This window comes from Halorussus salinisoli, assembly GCA_005239435.1.
Lineage (GTDB): Archaea > Halobacteriota > Halobacteria > Halobacteriales > Haladaptataceae > Halorussus > Halorussus salinisoli.
Genome location: SZNP01000005.1, coordinates 319,360 through 336,441, shown reverse-complemented (window position 1 = coordinate 336,441; position 17,082 = coordinate 319,360). Strand labels below are relative to the sequence as shown.

The following is a 17,082-nucleotide window of genomic DNA, read 5'->3' as shown; positions in this document are numbered from 1 at the left end:
GGTGGGTCACTTCGGACCGCCCGCCCACCGAACGACCCGAAACCGGTCGTAGCCGCCGTAGGCGAGTTCGAGCGCACCCATCCACCAGTTCCACTTCTCGGGGAGCGCGAGGTCGTCCGGCGCGTCGTGGAGGTTCTCCACGACGACCGGGGCCGTCAACTCCCGGTCTACGTCCGTCCCGAACTGCCCCGAGTCGGCGAGGTCGCGGGCCTGTCGCGCGACGACGCGTCGCGTCCCGGCGTCCCCGCCGAACTCTTCGCCCAATCGTCGTTCGAATTGCTGTCCGATTTCCATTGTCGTCTTTGCCACACCGTTCGCTTCCACGACGAGATACGGTCTCTCAGTTGTAAAGTCCGATGGCCTTGATCTGTTCCTGATATCGATTTCGAATCGTGACCTCGGTGACCTGCGCGACCTCGGCGACCTCGCGCTGGGTCTTCTTCTCGTTGCAGAGCAGGGAGGCGGCGTAGATGGCCGCGGCCGCGTACCCCGTCGGCGACTTGCCCGAGAGCAGGCCCTTCTCGGCGGTCACGTCGATGATCTCGTTCGCCTTGCTCTCGACTTCCTCGCTGAGGTCGAGTTCGGAGCAGAACCGCGGCACGTACTTCTTCGGGTCGACCGGTTCCATCCCGAGTTCGAGTTCCTGGGAGATGTAGCGGTAGGTCCGTCCGATTTCCTTGCGGTCCACGCGGGCCACTTCCGACACTTCCTCCAGCGAGCGCGGGATGCCCTCCTTCCGGCAGGCGGCGTAGAGCGCGGCGGTGGCGACGCCCTCGATGGAGCGCCCGCGAATCAGGTCCTCCTTCAGCGCGCGCCGGTAGATGACCGAGGCGACTTCCTGTATCGAGCGGGGGACGCCGAGCGCCGACGACATCCGGTTGAGTTCGCTGAGCGCGAACTGGAGGTTGCGCTCGCCCGCGTCCTTGGTCCGGATGCGCTCCTGCCACTTCCGGAGACGGTGCATCTGGCTTCGCTTCTCCGAGGAGAGCGACCGACCGTAGGCGTCCTTGTTCTTCCAGTCGATGGTGGTCGTCAGTCCCTTGTCGTGCATCGTGTTGGTAGTGGGCGCACCGACCCGACTCTTGTTCTGGCGCTCCTGATGATTGAACGCGCGCCATTCGGGGCCGCGGTCCACGTTGCGCTCTTCGACGACCAGTCCACAGTCTTCGCACACCAGCTCGCTCCCGCCAGCGTCGGCCACTAAGGTTCCTGCTTCGCACTCCGGACACGTCTGAGATTCCTCGGTCTCCTCCTGTTCGGTCTCTTGCTCCCGCTCTCGCTGGCGGATTGGCCCCGTCATGAGTCTGTTAGTAAGGCGGTGCGGTAGATAAACCCTGCGTGGCTATTCCGTGGCACTGTCCGAAGTGACGGTGTGATTTTCCGGAGGAAGTGATTCCGGGGCGACACCTACGGCCGAAACCGCGGTTTCGTCTCGTCGGCGAGACCGTTCGAACCGACCCACACCGTCGAGTTAAGCAGATTTCCACTGGCCACGGGTTTCGCGGATTTCCACTGGCCACCGAGTTCCGCAAACTGCCGCCGACTACGTGCGTTTCGTGGATTGTCGCCGACCACGGGACGCGCCGCGTCTGCGTTCGCTCCGCTGGGCGGAGCGAGCGCAAGTCCGAGAGCAATACGTCCGACCTGTAAAGAAACGAAAATCAGAGTGTAAGGAATGTATCTATTTCTAAGAGAAGGAAAAGTTGATGTCTTGCCGCTCCTCGACACCGTCGCCTTCTTCACCGACTTTTAATATCGAGTCTCCACTTCACGACGTATGGCACCTTCCCGCCCGACAGTGTTCACGGTAGACGAGTACGACGCGCTGGAGTTCGACGCGGTTCTCGTGCGCGAGCGAAGCGTCGTCTGCCTCGACGGTACCGAGACGGCCCGCGTCGTCCCGCTGGACAAGGTGAACCACGTCGACGCCGACCCCGAGACGATGCTGGTCGAGCGCGAACTCCCCGAGAGCTTCTACGGCGGCGGCGAGTACGGGTTCGTGGACCTCGACGAGTACCCCGAACTCGAACAGCACCTCGAAGAACTCGACGCCGAGGAGTACTGAAACGAGGGAACTCGGCGGTGCGATTCGCGCCGGAGTCGCCCCGGCGCTCGGGAGCACGCGGTTCGCGGCCGTAACTTATATACCGAGTCCCACCTGACTGTCTGACACCAGGAACTCCGTCCTTTCTCCGTTCGCCCATCGGGTTGCCGCCACACGGTGGTGGCGTCTTCCGATGGCACTGCTCTGAGATGCGCCGTGCCGGATGACTCCGCTGCCTTCCCGGCGGGTAGCCGCTGGGCCGACTTCTCGACGGGACTGGGCAACCATCTACGACCATGATTACCGAAATCGACCTCTCCGGCGCGGACTGCGGCACGGACCTCCGAGAACGAACTCGCGGACTTCACGAGCTATTGCTCACGACGTCGCGGCGAATGGGGGAAGGTAGCTGATGCCAGTGAACGCCCGTCACCGTCGAGCAGACGACCGCGAGAGGCGCATCGGTGACGTCGCCGAGACCGTTTCGCCGCCGACCACGATGCTCGTCGCGGGAACCGTCGACCCGTCGGAGTACGCACTCGGCCTCCGCCTCTTGGCGCACGCCGGGGGATCTGACGACACCGCCATCGTCGTCACGACGACGGAGGGCCGCGAGGAGGCCGTTGCCCACACTCAGGACGTCGAAACTGCAAACGGCGTGCCCTCGCTCGCCGTGGTCGATACAGTCTCCGAAGACCAGTATCTGACCGCCCCGTATGCCGACGTTCCCACCGTCTACATGCCTTCGCCCGACGATTTGGAACGACTCGTAATCGCTCTCTCGGATTTGACCGCGACCGTCGCGCCCTCGACCGGCACGCAGCACTTCGTCGTCCAGTCGCTCACGCCGATGATAGAGGGAGCGACCACGCGGCGCGTCTGTCGCCTCCTCGAACAACTGAGAGGCCTCCGGGTCGGTGACGGACTCGGAATATTCGGCATCGATTTCACGGCGCACGACGAAGAGACGGTGAGCCAGTTGACGGCAGTCGTGGACTGCCTGCTGTGGGTGTCCGAGGACACCGACGGACGGTTGCAGTTCGAACTCCGGAATACGAGTCACCGCCTCGATTACTGACGCAGTTCGGCGGTCCGAGATCGTTCTACGAGTCGGACGAGCGACGCTCATAGGAGTCGGACGAGTCGTACTCGGTCGACTGGTAACACGACGGAGTTGGTAAGGCAAAAGAGCAGAAGGAATGCGAGCAGACGACGCCCGCAGTCCCCTGCTGACACCCTCAGCCGGTCTGGCCTCATCGGGCGAGACTGATTCTACCTTCCGCTTTGGCGTCCCCGAATAAGTATCTTCCCGTGTCCGCCCGACTCTCTCTTCAGAACCGCACTAGCGGTTTGATGACGCCGTCCTCCTTCGACGCCATCAACTCGAAGGCCTCGTCGACGTTCTCGAAGTCGAACTCGTGGGTCGTCATCGGCGTCGGGTCCACCCGCCCGGCGTCTATCAGGCGGAGGAGTCGCCGGAGGCGAAGTCGCCCGCCCGGACAGAGGTCGGTCACGATGTCCTTCTCGGCCATGCCGACGCCCCACGCCTCCCGCGGGATATCGACCGTCTCGCCCTCGCCGTAGTAGCCCACGTTCGAGATAGTGCCGCCCGGTTTCGTCACCGCCACGCAGTCGGCCAGCGTCTCCTCGCTGCCGAGCGCCTCGATTGCCCCATCGACGCCTTCCCCATCGGTCACCTCCAGTATGCGTTCTACGGGGTCTACCTCCTCGAAATCGACCACCTCGTCGGCCCCGTACTCGCGGGCCAGTTCCTGCCGTTTCGGGACGCTCTCGACCGCGATAATCCGGCCTGCGCCCCGCAACGCCGCGCCCTTCGTCGCCATCAGGCCGACCGGCCCCTGCGCGAAGACGGCGACGGTCCCGCCCATCGGAATCGCTGCGTTCTCGGCCGCCGCGAAACCGGTACTCAGCATGTCGCAGACGTAGACCGCTTCCTCGTCGGCCACGCCGTCCGGAATCCGGGCCAGGTTCGCGTCGGCGTCGTTGACGTGGAAGTACTCGGCGAACACGCCGTCCTTCTCGTTGGCGAACTTCCACCCGCCGAGCGGACCGCCCGACTGGGACGGGTGGCCGTCCTGCGCCTCGGCGGATCCCCAGTCGGGCGTGATGGCCCCGACCGCCACTCGGTCGCCTTCGGCGAACTCCTCTACCTCCGACCCGACCTCGTCCACGACGCCGACCGCTTCGTGGCCGAGCGTCAGGTTCTCGCGCTCGCCGATTGCGCCGTGGACCGTGTGTACGTCCGAGGTGCAGATCAGTGCCGCCGTCGGTTCGAGTATCGCGTCGTTCGGTCCCGGTTTCGGTCGCTCTTTCTCGGCGACTCCCGTCTCGCCGATTGCGTTCATGACGAATGCTCGCATTCGAACTCCTCCGACGAGGAGACGACGTCGGACTCCATAGCCTTCACGCCGACAGCGTGCGCTCGATGCCGCGCCGGATTCGCTCTGCATCGGGTCGGTAGGCCTCCTCGCGGGCGAACATCGGGAAGGGAACGTCGTAGCCCGTCACGCGCTCGACCGGCGCTTCGAGGTGGTAGAGCGCCTCGTCGTTGATGCGGGCGATGATCTCGGCCGCGAGTCCGCCGGTTCGCGGGGCCTCGTGGACCACGACGCACCGACCGGTCTCCCGGACCGACTCCAGTATCGTCGCCGAGTCCATCGGGTAGACCGTCCGGAGGTCGATAACTTCGGCGCTCGCGTCGCTCGCCTCGACTGCGTCGAGGGTGTCGGTCAGCATCCCACCCCACGCTACGACCGTCACGTCCTCGCCCCCGCTCACTACCTCGGCCTCCCCGAGCGGGACGGTGTGTTCGCCCTCGGGCACGGGTTCGCGCGAGGCCCGGTAACGCTTGGTCGGTTCGAGGAAGAGGACGGTGTCGGGGTCCCGAATGGCCGACGTGAGCAGTCCCTTCGCGTCGGCCGGGTTCGACGGCACGACCGTCTTCAAACCCGGTACGTGGGCGTACCCCGCCTCGTAGCTCTCGGAGTGGAGTTCGAGCGCCCGGATACCACCGCCGTAGGGCATCCGGACCGTCATCGGAACTGAGAGCGCCCCGCGGGTCCGACTCCGCATCCGGGAGGCGTGCTGGTGTAGTTGGTGGAACCCCTGAAACGCGAAACTGGCGAACTGGATTTCGGCGACCGGAGTGAGTCCGTACGCCCCCAGACCGACACCCAGACCCAGAATCGCCGACTCCGCGAGCGGCGTGTCGTACACCTGTTCGGGGTACTCCTCGTAGAGGTCGCGTGTCGCTCGGAACACCCCGCCGTTGACGCCTACGTCCTCGCCGTAGACGACGACGCTCTCGTCGCGGTTCATCTCCTCGGCGAGCGCCTGCCGAATCGACTCCACGAGTCGGAGGTCATTCGCCATCGTCGGACGCCTCCTCGCTCGTCGCGCTCTTACTCGTCGGTCCCTCGCCGTCGGTCGACTGTTGGGACTCGAAGACCTCCTTTTGGCGTACGAGTTCCGGCGGGGCCTCCGCGAACACGTAGTCGAACATCTCTGCGGGTACCACCCGTGTCTGACCCTCCTTCGCGCGGTCGATTTCGTCGGCGATCAGTTCCTCGATTTCGTCGCCGATAGCCTCGAATCGTTCGTCGTCGAGGAGGTCCTCGTCCCGGAGATACGTCTCGAACCGCTCGATGGGGTCCAGTGCCTCCCACTCGGCTTCCTCCTCGTCGGTCCGGTAGACCCGCGGGTCGTCGCTGGTCGTGTGCATCGACCGCCGGTAGGTCAGCGCCTCTATCAGCACGGGGTCGCCCTCGCGGGCGGACTCCAGCGCGTCCCGCGTGACCGAGAGTACGCCCAGCACGTCGTTGCCGTCGACCTGCACGCCTTCGATGCCCGCCGCGACGGCCTTCTGCGCGAGGGTCTCGGCCCGACTCTGGCCGCTTCGGGGTACCGAAATCGCCCACTGGTTGTTCTGACAGAGGAAGACGGCGTGTGCGTCCAGCACCCCGGCGACGTTCATCGCCTCGTACACGTCGCCCTCGCTGGTCGCGCCGTCGCCGAAGTACGCCAGTGCGGCCTCGTCCGCGCCGGTTATCTCCTGTGCCCACCCGACCCCCGAGGCGTGGAGCGCCTGCGACCCGACGGGAATCGACGGCGGGAAGTTGCTCCCCGAGACCTCTGCGCCCTCTTCCATCCCCATCGAGTACCACAGCAGGCGGTGAATCGGCGTCCCTCGCGTGAGGAAGGCCGCCCCCTCGCGGAACGACGGCACCATCCACCCCTCGGGTTCTAACGCGATCGCCGACCCGACCTGCGCGGCCTCCTGTCCGATACCGGGCGCGTAGGTCCCCAACTCGCCCCGGCGCTGGAGTGCGACCGCCCGCTCGTCCACCCGGCGGGAGAGGCGCATGAGCCGATACATCTCCAGCAGTTGCTCGTCGTCCACGTCGGGAAGTTCCGCGTCGTCGGCGTTCCCCTCCTCGTCCAGTGCCTGTACGTATTCGACCGAAAACTCGGCCACTTGCTCCCGAACCACGGCCTGCGTACCACGGCGTGCTACTTAGCTGAGGGGGCCAGTTCGATCTATCGACCGATCTGTCAGTCGGTAACGATTGCACTCGACTCCGCGTTCTGTGGACTTTCCGTTCCGTCTCGGCGCTTCGGAGTATCGCTTCCCGAAAACCACGTTTTTGCAAGTTCGTTTCACTTTTCGTCCGCGAGGCGGCGACGTAATCGACTCTAACGTGCTAGATATTCACTATCAATATTCTCAAAAACGTTACGCATTCCGATACTATTATACATGATTATTAGTAATATTCAATTATGAGTGCCACGCTTCGGCGGCTCGAACAGGCGGAATCGTCCGAACTCGCCACGACGATTCGGAACGCTGGCGTGAGCGGGGCGGGAGGGGCCGGTTTTCCGTCGTACGCCAAGTGGGACCGACTCGACGAGGTAGATCATCTGCTGGTGAACCATCAGGAGAGCGAACCGAACTACTACATCGACAAGTGGCTCGGCCGCGAGCGCACCGAAGAATTAGCCACGCTCTTCGACGCGCTCCTCGACAGGGCGTTCGAGACGATAGTCGTCGGAGCCAAGGCCAAAGACCGCGACGAGTGGATGCGCGAGTTCGAGGCGGCCGCCGACGCGACGGTCTACCACCCCGAAGAACTACCGATGAACCCCGACGAGGCCTCCGGAGTCGTCATCGCTTACACCGAAGACCGATACGAGTTCGGGATGGAGAGCGTCCTGCTCAGGATGGTGGCCGACGTGGTAATCGGTCAGGAGTTGCCGATGGACCACGGTTGGATCGTCCAGAACACCGAGACGCTCTACAACATCCTCCGGGCGTTCAGGGACGGGGAACCGACGACGCACAAGTACGTTCACGTCGGCGGAAACGTGCCCGAACACCGATTCCTACGCGTTCCAGTGGGGACGCCCGCCGAATCGGTCGTGCAGGCGGCCGGTCGCTCCGTCTCCGACCTCGCCGAGGGCGAGATACTCGCCGACGGCGGGCCGGGATGGTGCTTCGAAATCGAGCGTCCCGGCGAGTTCGGCGTCACCAAGCGAACCAACTGCGTGACGGTTCTCGACGCGGACGTGGCCGAGGAGAACACGCTCGGTAACGAGGGTCGAATCAACGTCCTCGGTGCCCACGACTGGGACGGCGACCACGAAACCGAACCGACGACGCTCCGGCCGGAGTTCGTCAGAGTTCCGCTCGTGACCAATCCGAACTTCGAGGGCGTCGTCGTTCCGAGCGACCCCATCGTCTCGCCGGGCGACAGAGTCTCGAAGGGCGAGATGATAGCGACGCCCGGTTCCGATGGAATCAGCAACGCCCAACACGCCTCCATCGACGGGGAGGTGACGGAGGTGACCGAGAGCCACGTCGAAATCCATCGTGTCGAAGCGAGTGGAGCGCGGACGGCGGCGGACATCGACCGCCCGATCTACTGGACGTGGTGTCGGGAGTGTGGCGACTACGCCACGATGACAGAGCAAGGCGGTTCGGACCCCACGGAGTACGTCTGTCAGAACTGTCGCTAATCGCCTCGCCGACCGCTACGGGGGAAAATCATTCCCGTAGTTCGACGGTAACGTCTGACTTGACCCACGCGTTCGCGTTCTCCCGCTCGCAGATTACGAGGGCATCGGCCTCCTCGTAACTGGCGTAGTCGTCGAAGTCGATGCGTTCCGGTCCGGTCTGCGCGGGTCCCACCACGCTCGAGTGATTTTTCGTATCCATCGTCGTTCCCGATTCGTCCCGGCGTCCGGCACGAACTGTCGGTGTCGGTCGTAAGCCGCTCGCCCGGATAAGTTCTTTGGCGAAAAAATATGATATAAGATACGTTTGGCACGTCAAAACATACCAATGATTGGCTGCGCGGTCCGGTCGCACTACTTTTAAACCGCGTCCCGAGCAACCCTCTCGTATGACCGCGTTCGAGGACCGAACCCGGCGGTGTCAGGAGCGGTTGGCCGAGGTCGGCGCAGATGCCGCCGTCCTGTTCCCGAGTACGAACCTCTTCTACGCCTCGGGGTTCCGCGAAGAACCGATGGAGCGCCACCTGTTCCTCGTGATTCCGGGCGAAGGCGACCCCGCGTTCGTCGCGCCGGAGATGTACGACGACCAGATTCGGGACGCCTCGTGGGTCGGCGACCTGCGGCTCTGGGCCGACGGCGACGACCCGATGGCGGTCGTGGCCGACCTCGCCGCGGAGTTGGACCTGCGCGGTGGCCACCTCCTCGTGGACGACACGATGTGGGCACTGTTCACTCAGGACCTCCGCGAGACGCTCCCCGAGGCGACTTTCGATCTCGCGAGCGAGGTGTTCGACGACCTCCGGATTCGCAAGGACGAGGCGGAACTCGCCGCGCTTCGGGAGGCCGGGGACCTCGCCGACGCGGTGAGCGTCGAGATTCGAGAGCTGGGCGAGGAGGCAATCGGGATGACCGAGACCGAACTCGCCGAGGAAATCGACCGCCGACTCGCCGAGAGCGGCGGCGAGGAAGTCGCGTTCGGGACGATTGCGGGGTCCGGGCCGAACGGCGCGAAACCCCACCACCGCCACGCCGACCGAAAAATCCAGCGCGGCGACCCCGTGGTGCTGGACTTCGGCGCGTACGTCGAGAACTACCCCGGCGACCAGACCCGGACGGTCGTGTTCGCCGGCGACCCGCCCGCCGGGTTCGAGGAAGTCCACGAGATCGTCCGCGAGGCCCAGCAGACCGCCGTTGAGGCCGTGGAACCGGGCGTCCTCGCCGAGGAAATCGACCGGGCCGCCCGCGAGGTCGTCGAGTCGGCGGGCTACGCCGACGAGTTCGTCCATCGCACGGGCCACGGCGTCGGTCTCGACGTTCACGAGGACCCCTACATCGTGGAGGGCAACGAGACGGAGTTGGAGAAGGGGATGGTGTTCAGCGTCGAACCCGGCGTCTACCTGCCGGGCGAGTTCGGCGTCCGAATCGAGGACCTCGTGGCCGTCACCGACTCGGGGTGCGAGCGACTGAACGACTCGCCGCGAACGTGGGAACCGCTCTGACATCCATGACCTACGTGAGCCACACCGTCCGGTCGCTCCGGCGCGACCCGATTCCCGGCGAGACGGTCCGTCTCGTTCTCACCGTCGCGGCGGACGACGCGACCAGAGACGATACGTCCGACGATACGGGGTCCGACGCCACCTCGGAGTCCGAAGTTGCCGAGGCCGTCGAATCGCTCGGCGGGGAGGTCGTCCGCGAACTCCAGTTCGACCGCCTCCTCGTTGAAGTCGCTCAGACCGACATCGACGCGGTCTGCACGCTCGACGCCGTGACCGAAGTCGAGACCGACGCGGTTCTCGGCCCGACCTGACCCGTTCCGGATTCCGACCTGTTCCGGATACCGACCCGACTTGTTCCGGACAATCGGGACTTCTCCCGGCGCGTGCGGGCGCGGCGCTCACGAGGTCCGCGTCCACCGCCCGTGGTTCACGGAGTAGCTAGTTTCCGTCTCCATCTGCCTTCGACGTCGCACGCAGTAGTTACGATACCTCCTCTCTCCGACGTTTTCACGACCCCTCGCTCGGCTTGTACTAACCGAATCTCCCTCGTCACGGGCAAGCAGTTTCAAGTGAAAGTCCGGCGTACAGGTGGCCGGGGAAATGGGGGAAGACGACACGAGGCCCCGGACTAGCGCCGTCCACGACGAACCGGTGGGGACGATGGGGCGGCGTCGGTTCGTGGACACGCTTCTGAGTGCCGGTTTCGGGGCGCTCTCGGCGGGGCTTCTCACGGCGGACGACGTGGCGGCGGCGAGTCGAGACGAGGTCCCGATAGTCTACGGGTTAGTGCGGGACGAGAGCGGGGAGTTCCGACCGCGGCGAAAGACGGTGCCGGCAGACTGGTACGACGACTTCCGGTCGGCGCTCGCGGCCCACCGCACGCTCGAAGTGATTTCGCGGGAGGGCGTGGCCAGTTCGGCGGTCGCACCGGGAGAGTTCGGCGGCGCGAACGCCAGTATCCGAGTCGAGGTCACGGCCGAGGAGGCCCGCGGCGAGGTGCCCGAGCGCGTCGAGGACACGCCGGTCGAAGTCCGGAAGGTCGCGGCCGAGGAGACCCACTCGGCCCGCGGGTGGGACGGCGAGACGAACGCCTACGAATCGGTCGGCGGTGGCGTCCCCGGGAGCGTCGGCGTCGCCAGCGACGACCTCTACGGGACGCTCGCGCCAGCGATGCGCGACTCGACCGACGGGTCGCTGTACTTCGCCACGTCCAACCACGTCTTCGACGGGACCGACAACCGCGGCGCCCCGCTCTACCTCCTCGACGGCGACCGGACCGAAATCGGAGCGGTCCAGTCGGGCTACCCGAAGTCGGACCTCGCCTGCGTTCGCCCCAAGTCCGGATACCAACCGCTCCACCGGATTCGAGAGGAGTCGCCGGGTCGCGTCCTCGGCCAGTTCACCAAGCCCGGTCTCGCGGACCTGAAAGCCGCGGGCGAACCGCTCGAAAAAATCGGCATCAAGACGGGCCACACGAAGGGGAAGATTCAGGCGATAGACGGCATGACGTGCGCGTACGGAGCCATCTGTAAGCAGGGTCAGCTCAAGTGGGGCCGAGAGTCGGGATTCGCCGACGGCGACAGCGGGTCGGTCAACTACCACCCGGACCCGGACGACCCCGACGCGGGCGTGCTGGTCGGCGGGTTCAACAACGCCCGGACGTGGTGGCCGGGCGAGAACTACATCTGGGGCACGTCGGCCCACCACATCACCGAGAAACACGGCTTCACGTTCTGAAACCGACCGTCCTCGCCCGCGGTCTTGGAAATTATTTTATTTTCTTAGAAAACGTGTACTGTGTCTTAAGACATATTTTCCTATCTGTATTGGCGCGCGCTCGCGCGGCGCACCCGTGCGCCGAGCCCATTCGCGCGAGGACGAGTATCGCAGAGCGGAGCGACCGAAGGGAGCGACGACCGAGAAGCGCAGGCGATTAGCTGCGAGACCCGCGGTCGCGGTACGGGCCGTTCGGGGCGATCCCGATTGGCTCGAAGCGGTGCGTTCCGAAGAGAATTCCGGCTACTCGTCCAGGAACGCCGAGAGCAGTTTCCGCTCGCCCACCCGGAGATGCTGGTGGAACGTCGGCGCGGAGACGCCGAGCGAATCGCTCACTTCCTCGCCGGTACTCTCGCGGGGCCACTCGAAGAAACCGGCGTAGTAGGCCGCGTCGAGCGCCGACCGCTGGCGCTCGGTGAGGTCTTCCTCTAGAGCGGTCCGGAACTCCTCGACCGTCCGCGCCGGGCGCTCGCGCTCGCGCTGGGCGACGACTTTGGCTTCGGGTAGTTCCTCCTGAATCGACTCCACGACCGGCCGCACGTCGGCGTTCCGGGGGAGTTCCACGATGGTCCGGCCGCGCTCGGCCGTGTACTTGGCGTACCGGAGCGTTCCGCCGTGGTCGGCCAACCCCTGAAGCGGCGACGGCCCGGTGTAGACGAACTCGAAGAGGTCGCCGTCCTCGTGTTCGTTGACGAGGCGGGCCTGCTCAACGTCCGGAGCGTCGTCGGCCAACTCCAGCACTCGGTCGGGGTCCAACCCGTCTACCGTCATGAAGGTGACGAACGACCCCTCGGCGGTCATCGTCACGCCCTCCAGCGTGAACGTCCCGCCCTCCTCGCGCGGGATTCGCGCGAAGAAACCCTCGCCCTCGCGAATCTCGAACTCGACTTCGACCACGCCGTCCGACAGCAGCGCCTTCTTGTTCTCGGCGGCGTTGATGGCGTGGCCGATGGTCTCGCCGAGTTCCGCGAGCACCGCCTGCTCGCGGTCGTCGAACGCGTTCGCACGGGCGGCGTAGACGCAGAGGACGCCGTACACAGTCTCTCGGTAGCGCAGCGGTATCGCGGCGGCCGACTGATACCCGCGTTTCAGCGCCTCTTCGCGCCACGGCTCGAACTCCTCGTCGTCGGGGACGCTCTGGACGACTTGCACCGTCCCGGTTTCGACCGCCTTCTGGCTCGGGCCGGTCGGTGTCTCGTCGCGCATCTCCACGATTCGTTCGAGGTAGCCCTCTTCGACGCCCGCCCACGCGGTCGGTTCCGTTTTGTTCGACCCGGCCATCGTATCGCCGGTCCACGCGAACTGGTAGTGGTCGGACTTCGCGAGTCGGTCGCAGACTTCCTGGGCTATCTCCTCGCGGGTCGAGGACCGAACCAGCAGTTGGTCTACGTCGCGGATGACCGCGTTGATGCGGTCGAGTTCGGCGAGTTGGCTCCGCTGCTCTGCCAGTTCGGCCTCGCGGGCCGCGCGGTTCAGCGCCACCTCGACGTTGGCCGCCAGCACGCGGACGAGGTCTATCTCGTAGCCGTCGAACGCACCCACGGACGCCGATGCCACGGTCATCACGCCCCAGTCGCCGAGGGGGAACGCGCCGAAGGCCCGGATTCCCTCGGACCCGTCGTCGAGCGCGCGCGCGTCGTCCCACGCGTTGTCGAAGTGGGCGACCTCGCCGTCCTCGAAGACGCTCCCGACGATGCCCTCGCCGGACCCGAACGACGGGGCCTCGCCCATCGTGGCGATGGTCGCGTCCGGGACGATGTAGGGTTCGAGGCGTTCTGTCTCCTCGTCCCACTTGAAGACCGACGAGTGGGGGATGTCGAGCACGTCGCGTGCGGTCTCGACTGCGGTCTCGCAGATGTCCCGCTGGCGCTCGGCCGCCATCAGGTCGCGAGTCGCGTGGTGGAGCGCGTCCAGCATCTCCTCGCGTTGCTTGCGCTCGGTGACGTCGGTGTAGATGACGTAGTTGCCGTCGTCGCCCGACACCTCGGCGTTCCTGAGCAGGAAGTCCCGGACGCCGTCGTCGGCCACGCGCTTGACCTCGGCGTCGACTCGCTCGCCGCTGTCGACCCTCTCGTTGAGTCGTCCGGCCTGCGCCTGCCTGTCGTCGGGCACGAGCAGGTCGTCGATGGACTCCCCGACCGCTTCGGTCTCGCTGTAGCCGAACGTCTCCTCGAAGGCCTCGTTGACTGAATCGATGAGTGGGTCGCCGTCTCGGAGTTCGTACCGAGCGGTCGGTTCGGGGACGTTCTCGAACAGCGCGGCGAACCGGTCGCGTTCCTCGCGCAGGGCCGCCTCCGACTGCAGGCGTTGCAAGGCCTCGGAGGCGTGAGAAACGAGCAGCTCCGCCAGCTTCGCGTCCTCCTGGTCGAACTCGTCGACGGTCCGGGAACCCGCCTGCAGCACTCCTTCCTCGCCGACCGGGACACTCAGGCACGACCGCACCGTTTCGTTGACGATGTTCGCCTCGGGACTCCGATGCAGGTCCTCGATGACGTACGACTGTCCGCTCTGATACGTCTTGCCCGCGATGCCCTCGTCCGTGCGGAGTACCTCGTAGTTCTCCTCGTCGTAATCGGACGTGGTGGCCCTCGGCACGAGGCGATCGTCCTCCTCGATAGCCACGCCGCAGATATCGAACTGCAGTATCTCCTCTGCGGCTTCTACGGTTTCCTCGTAAATCTCCTCGGCCGTGTTCAGCCCCTCGAGGTTGACCGCGACGTGGTGGAGTTCCTCGAACTTCTGGTTCGCGCGTCCCAGGTCCCGCTCCAACTGCTTGCGGTCGGTGATGTCGGTGTAGATGACGTACCCGCCCGTGTCGTCTCCGGGCACGCTCGCGGTCCGTACCAGGAAGTCCCGGGTTCCCGTCTCCGTCTCGCGGCGCACCTCCGCGTCGACGTGTTCCCCCTGTCGCATCTGTTCGACGTGCCGCTTCGCTTCCTCGATACTGTCGTCGGGAACGATGCAGTCCAACAACGACCCGCCGAGTACGCTCTCGGCGTCGTAGCCGAACACCTCCTCGAACGCTTCGTTGACCGAGCGAATCACCGGTTCTCCGTCGCACATATCGTGGTAGACGACGGCGTCGCGGGTGTTCTCGAACAGCGCGGCGAACCGGTCGCGCTCCTCGCGGAGCGCCTCCTCCGACTGGACGCGGACCAGCGCCTCCGCGGCGTGGGAGACGAGCAACTCCGCGAGCTTCCGGTCCTCGCGGTCGAACTCGTCGGGCGTGTGCGCCCCGGCTTGCAGGACGCCTTCGTCGCCGAACGGGACGCTGAGCAGCGACCGGTACCGGTTGCTGACGATTTCGACGTCCGAGACCTCGTACACGTCGTCTACGACGAACGATTTCCCGGTCTGGTACGTCTCGCCCGCGAGACCCTCGTCGGCGCGGAGCACGTCGTAGCCCGTCTCGTCCAACTCCGAGGACGCCGCCTTCGGAACGAGGTAGCCGTCCTCCTCTATGTCGATGCCGCAGATGTCGAACTTCAGAATCTCCTCCGCGGCGTTTACGGTTCGGCGATAGATTTCGTCCGGCGTGTCACAACCTTCGAGGTTGACCGCGACGTGGTGTAGCTCCTCTATCTTCTGCTTCTCGCGGGTCAAGTCCCGTTCCAACTGCTTTCGGTCGGTGATGTCGGTGTAGATTGCGTACCCGCCTTCCCCCTCGTCGGGGATCTTCGCGGTCCGGAGCAGGAAGTCTCGAATCCCGTCGGTCCCCCCGCGTCGAACCTCGGTGTTGAGGTGGTCTTGGCCACGCATACGGTCGATGTGGTCCTCGTACTCGGACTGCTTCTCGTCGGGGACGATGAGTTCGCCTATCGTCCGACCGACGGCCTCGCCCGCGTCGTAGCCGAACACCTCCTCGAACGCTTCGTTGACCGAGTGGACGACCGGTCGGCCGTCGTGCATCCCGTAGTCGATGGTCGGTTCGGGGATGTTCTCGAACAGCGCGGCGAATCGGTCGCGCTCGGCCTCTAAAGCCGCCTCCGACCGCATTCGCTGGAGCGACTGGGCGACGTGGGAGGCCAGGAGTTCCGCGAGTTCTCGGTCGCTTTCCTCGAATGCCCCGGACTCCTTCGAGACGGCTTGAAACACGCCCAAGTCGGCGATTGGGACGGTCAGCGCCGCCCGATAGCCGCTCGCCGCCGGGTCCACGCCCTCGTCGTGGAGGTCGCCGGTGCGGAGCGATTCGCCCTTCCGGTAGGCGCGGGCCGCTAGATTACCCTCGGCCGACAGTGGTGTGGTCGTGTAGTACCCGTCGGTCGGGACGCCCTTCGAGACGGCCTGCGGGACGAGTTCGCCGTCTTTCACGGTGTCGACCGCACAGAGGTCGAACTCCAGCAACTGCTCGGCGGTCTCGACTGCGAGTCGGCAGACCTCCTCGACGCTGTCGCACTCCTCCAGCATGACCGCGACTTCGTGGAGTTCCTTCGTCTTGCGTTTCTCGGCTTCGAGACGGTTCTCCAGGCGCTCGCGCTCGCTCACGTCTCGGACGACGGCCGAGAAGTAGTGTTTGCCGTCCCGTTCGGTCTCGCGGAACGACACCGCCAGCGGTACTTGGTGGCCCTCCTGGTGTCTGCCCGGCAGTTCCACGTAGTCGCGCTGGACGTGACCCGGGTCCTCGCTCAGCGATTCGACGGTCTCGGACACGCAGTCGTGAACCGACTCGTCGAGCAGTTTCTGGACCGACTCGCCGACGACCGCTTCCGGTGCGTAGCCGAACACGCGCTCGATGGCCTCGTTGGCGAACACCACTTCGCTGTCTTCGTCGAGCGTCAGGATGGGGTCGGGCGACCCCTCGACCAGCGTCTCGAACCGGTCGGCGATTCGGTCGTGCTCGCTTCGGAGGCTCTGCAACTCGGTCGCGCGCTCGACGCGCCGGGCCGCCCGCGCTGGAAGTTCGGCCCGCGGCCGAGTCGGGACGACCGCGACGTTCGGCGGCGCGTCGTCCACCGATTCGGCGAGCAGGACCCTGGCGGTGTCGGGGGAGAGTTCGGCGACGGCGGTTAGCAGTTGGCTGCCGTCTACGTCCTGGAGGTCGGCCTCGGCGACCACGCAGTCCACGTCGTCGGTCTCGATCTGGTCGAGCGCCGCCGAACCGCTGTTCTGGCATCGGATTTCGGCGTCCGATAACTCCCCTCCGATAGCTTCGGCCCGCGTCTCGTCGCCGACGTACACTATCTGGCGCGCGTCACCTCGCGTTCGACTCTCTTCCCCCTGCCGCCTTAGCATCGTTACCACGACAGACACTCCGGCATTGTTAGCGTTTCGCCTCCGGCACGGTGCAGTCCCCGCCCGGCGGAACGAAACCCTTTGAAAGGGCTCGAAACGATAGATTTCTAGGTGCTCTCACTGCTCTAAAACCCGACGAGACTGCGGTGTGATGGCTGAGGAGCGACCGTCAGTGGAGCGACGATCGAGCGCTCGTCTCTCGAGTGTCACCGCGAGTAACGAGGGGTTTCGCTATTTATCGGTCCGTGAGACGATTATTTTTTTGATATTCTGCCCGCCTCAGTAGATACAATGTCCTGACTGTACTGCGACGCCCGCGGACATACACCTCGACGACTCCGCCCCGAACGACACCGCACGGCACCGCACCCCCGACCGTGAGCCTCACCCTCCCCATCGGCGGCCACGTCCGCGGCCGCCGTCCACCGTCGGAGGCGCGCTCCGCCGAGCGAGCGCACCGATGGCACGACGACGCCAGCGCGCGCCGGAGTAGAACGG

The 17,082-nt window shown here is 65.4% G+C and carries 13 protein-coding genes; 6 read left to right on the top strand and 7 right to left on the bottom strand.

Going from position 1 to position 17,082, the window contains the following annotated elements:
* Nucleotides 1–6 precede the first annotated feature (6 nt).
* Nucleotides 7–309, bottom strand: coding sequence for a hypothetical protein (locus tag E2484_RS16325; RefSeq protein WP_321112680.1), 303 nt, complete (start codon nt 307–309; stop codon nt 7–9).
* A 31-nt stretch (nt 310–340) separates the two neighbouring features.
* Complete coding sequence (locus E2484_RS16320) at nt 341–1,300, bottom strand: transcription initiation factor IIB (protein ID WP_137286243.1); 960 nt, start codon at nt 1,298–1,300, stop codon at nt 341–343.
* A gap of 477 nt (nt 1,301–1,777) precedes the next feature.
* Here E2484_RS16320 and E2484_RS16315 point away from each other — a divergent pair, with 477 nt between their 5' ends.
* Nucleotides 1,778–2,065, top strand: a complete 288-nt coding sequence (locus E2484_RS16315; protein ID WP_137286242.1) for a hypothetical protein — start codon at nt 1,778–1,780, stop codon at nt 2,063–2,065.
* 391 nt (nt 2,066–2,456) lie between these two features.
* Nucleotides 2,457–3,122: a DUF7504 family protein gene (locus E2484_RS16310; RefSeq protein WP_137286241.1), complete on the top strand. Its 666-nt coding sequence runs from the start codon at nt 2,457–2,459 to the stop codon at nt 3,120–3,122.
* A gap of 253 nt (nt 3,123–3,375) precedes the next feature.
* Here the strand turns inward: E2484_RS16310 and E2484_RS16305 are convergent, their stop codons facing one another.
* The 3 genes from E2484_RS16305 to pdhA are packed head-to-tail and all read right to left on the bottom strand — an operon-like array spanning nt 3,376 to nt 6,554.
* Nucleotides 3,376–4,425, bottom strand: a complete 1,050-nt coding sequence (locus E2484_RS16305; RefSeq protein ID WP_137286240.1) for an NAD(P)-dependent alcohol dehydrogenase — start codon at nt 4,423–4,425, stop codon at nt 3,376–3,378.
* Between the two features lie 43 nt (nt 4,426–4,468).
* Nucleotides 4,469–5,437 (bottom strand): alpha-ketoacid dehydrogenase subunit beta, encoded by a 969-nt coding sequence (locus E2484_RS16300; RefSeq protein ID WP_137286239.1) that lies wholly within the window; start codon nt 5,435–5,437, stop codon nt 4,469–4,471.
* A complete protein-coding gene (gene pdhA / locus E2484_RS16295) occupies nt 5,427–6,554 on the bottom strand; it encodes a pyruvate dehydrogenase (acetyl-transferring) E1 component subunit alpha (protein WP_137286238.1) in 1,128 nt (375 codons plus the stop codon). Before pdhA ends, E2484_RS16300 begins: the two co-directional genes overlap by 11 nt.
* 290 nt (nt 6,555–6,844) lie before the next feature.
* On the opposite strand from pdhA, the gene E2484_RS16290 reads away from it, so the two are divergent.
* Nucleotides 6,845–8,080 carry an NADH dehydrogenase subunit gene (locus tag E2484_RS16290; protein ID WP_137286237.1) on the top strand — a complete coding sequence of 412 codons (1,236 nt, stop codon included), beginning with the start codon at nt 6,845–6,847 and terminating at the stop codon, nt 8,078–8,080.
* Between the two features lie 28 nt (nt 8,081–8,108).
* Here E2484_RS16290 and E2484_RS25095 read toward each other — a convergent pair whose 3' ends face one another.
* On the bottom strand, nt 8,109–8,252 hold the full coding sequence (locus tag E2484_RS25095; RefSeq protein ID WP_170977370.1) for a DUF7331 family protein: 144 nt from the start codon (nt 8,250–8,252) through the stop codon (nt 8,109–8,111).
* Between the two features lie 214 nt (nt 8,253–8,466).
* On the opposite strand from E2484_RS25095, the gene E2484_RS16285 reads away from it, so the two are divergent.
* The 3 genes from E2484_RS16285 to E2484_RS16275 all read left to right on the top strand — a co-directional run bounded on the left by E2484_RS16285 (nt 8,467) and on the right by E2484_RS16275 (nt 11,313).
* Nucleotides 8,467–9,576: a M24 family metallopeptidase gene (locus tag E2484_RS16285; RefSeq protein ID WP_137286236.1), complete on the top strand. Its 1,110-nt coding sequence runs from the start codon at nt 8,467–8,469 to the stop codon at nt 9,574–9,576.
* Between the two features lie 5 nt (nt 9,577–9,581).
* The gene (locus E2484_RS16280; protein ID WP_137286235.1) at nt 9,582–9,887 is read left to right on the top strand and encodes a hypothetical protein; all 306 of its coding nucleotides are present in this window, start codon (nt 9,582–9,584) and stop codon (nt 9,885–9,887) included.
* A 289-nt stretch (nt 9,888–10,176) separates the two neighbouring features.
* A complete protein-coding gene (locus E2484_RS16275; RefSeq protein ID WP_137286234.1) occupies nt 10,177–11,313 on the top strand; it encodes a hypothetical protein in 1,137 nt (378 codons plus the stop codon).
* 282 nt (nt 11,314–11,595) lie between these two features.
* On the opposite strand, the gene E2484_RS16270 is transcribed toward E2484_RS16275, so the two are convergent.
* Nucleotides 11,596–16,584 (bottom strand): GAF domain-containing protein, encoded by a 4,989-nt coding sequence (locus E2484_RS16270; protein WP_137286233.1) that lies wholly within the window; start codon nt 16,582–16,584, stop codon nt 11,596–11,598.
* Between the last annotated feature and the right edge of the window lie 498 nt (nt 16,585–17,082).

Excerpts from the sequence above, each read along its gene's own strand:
- E2484_RS16320 (WP_137286243.1), bottom strand. The coding sequence starts at position 1,300 with ATGACGGGGCCAATCCGCCAGCGAGAGCGGGAGCAAGAGACCGAACAG.
- E2484_RS16315 (WP_137286242.1), top strand. The coding sequence starts at position 1,778 with ATGGCACCTTCCCGCCCGACAGTGTTCACGGTAGACGAGTACGACGCG.
- E2484_RS16310 (WP_137286241.1), top strand. The coding sequence starts at position 2,457 with ATGCCAGTGAACGCCCGTCACCGTCGAGCAGACGACCGCGAGAGGCGC.
- E2484_RS16305 (WP_137286240.1), bottom strand. The coding sequence starts at position 4,425 with ATGCGAGCATTCGTCATGAACGCAATCGGCGAGACGGGAGTCGCCGAG.
- E2484_RS16300 (WP_137286239.1), bottom strand. The coding sequence starts at position 5,437 with ATGGCGAATGACCTCCGACTCGTGGAGTCGATTCGGCAGGCGCTCGCC.
- E2484_RS16290 (WP_137286237.1), top strand. The coding sequence starts at position 6,845 with ATGAGTGCCACGCTTCGGCGGCTCGAACAGGCGGAATCGTCCGAACTC.
- E2484_RS16285 (WP_137286236.1), top strand. The coding sequence starts at position 8,467 with ATGACCGCGTTCGAGGACCGAACCCGGCGGTGTCAGGAGCGGTTGGCC.
- E2484_RS16280 (WP_137286235.1), top strand. The coding sequence starts at position 9,582 with ATGACCTACGTGAGCCACACCGTCCGGTCGCTCCGGCGCGACCCGATT.
- E2484_RS16275 (WP_137286234.1), top strand. The coding sequence starts at position 10,177 with ATGGGGGAAGACGACACGAGGCCCCGGACTAGCGCCGTCCACGACGAA.
- E2484_RS16270 (WP_137286233.1), bottom strand. The coding sequence starts at position 16,584 with ATGCTAAGGCGGCAGGGGGAAGAGAGTCGAACGCGAGGTGACGCGCGC.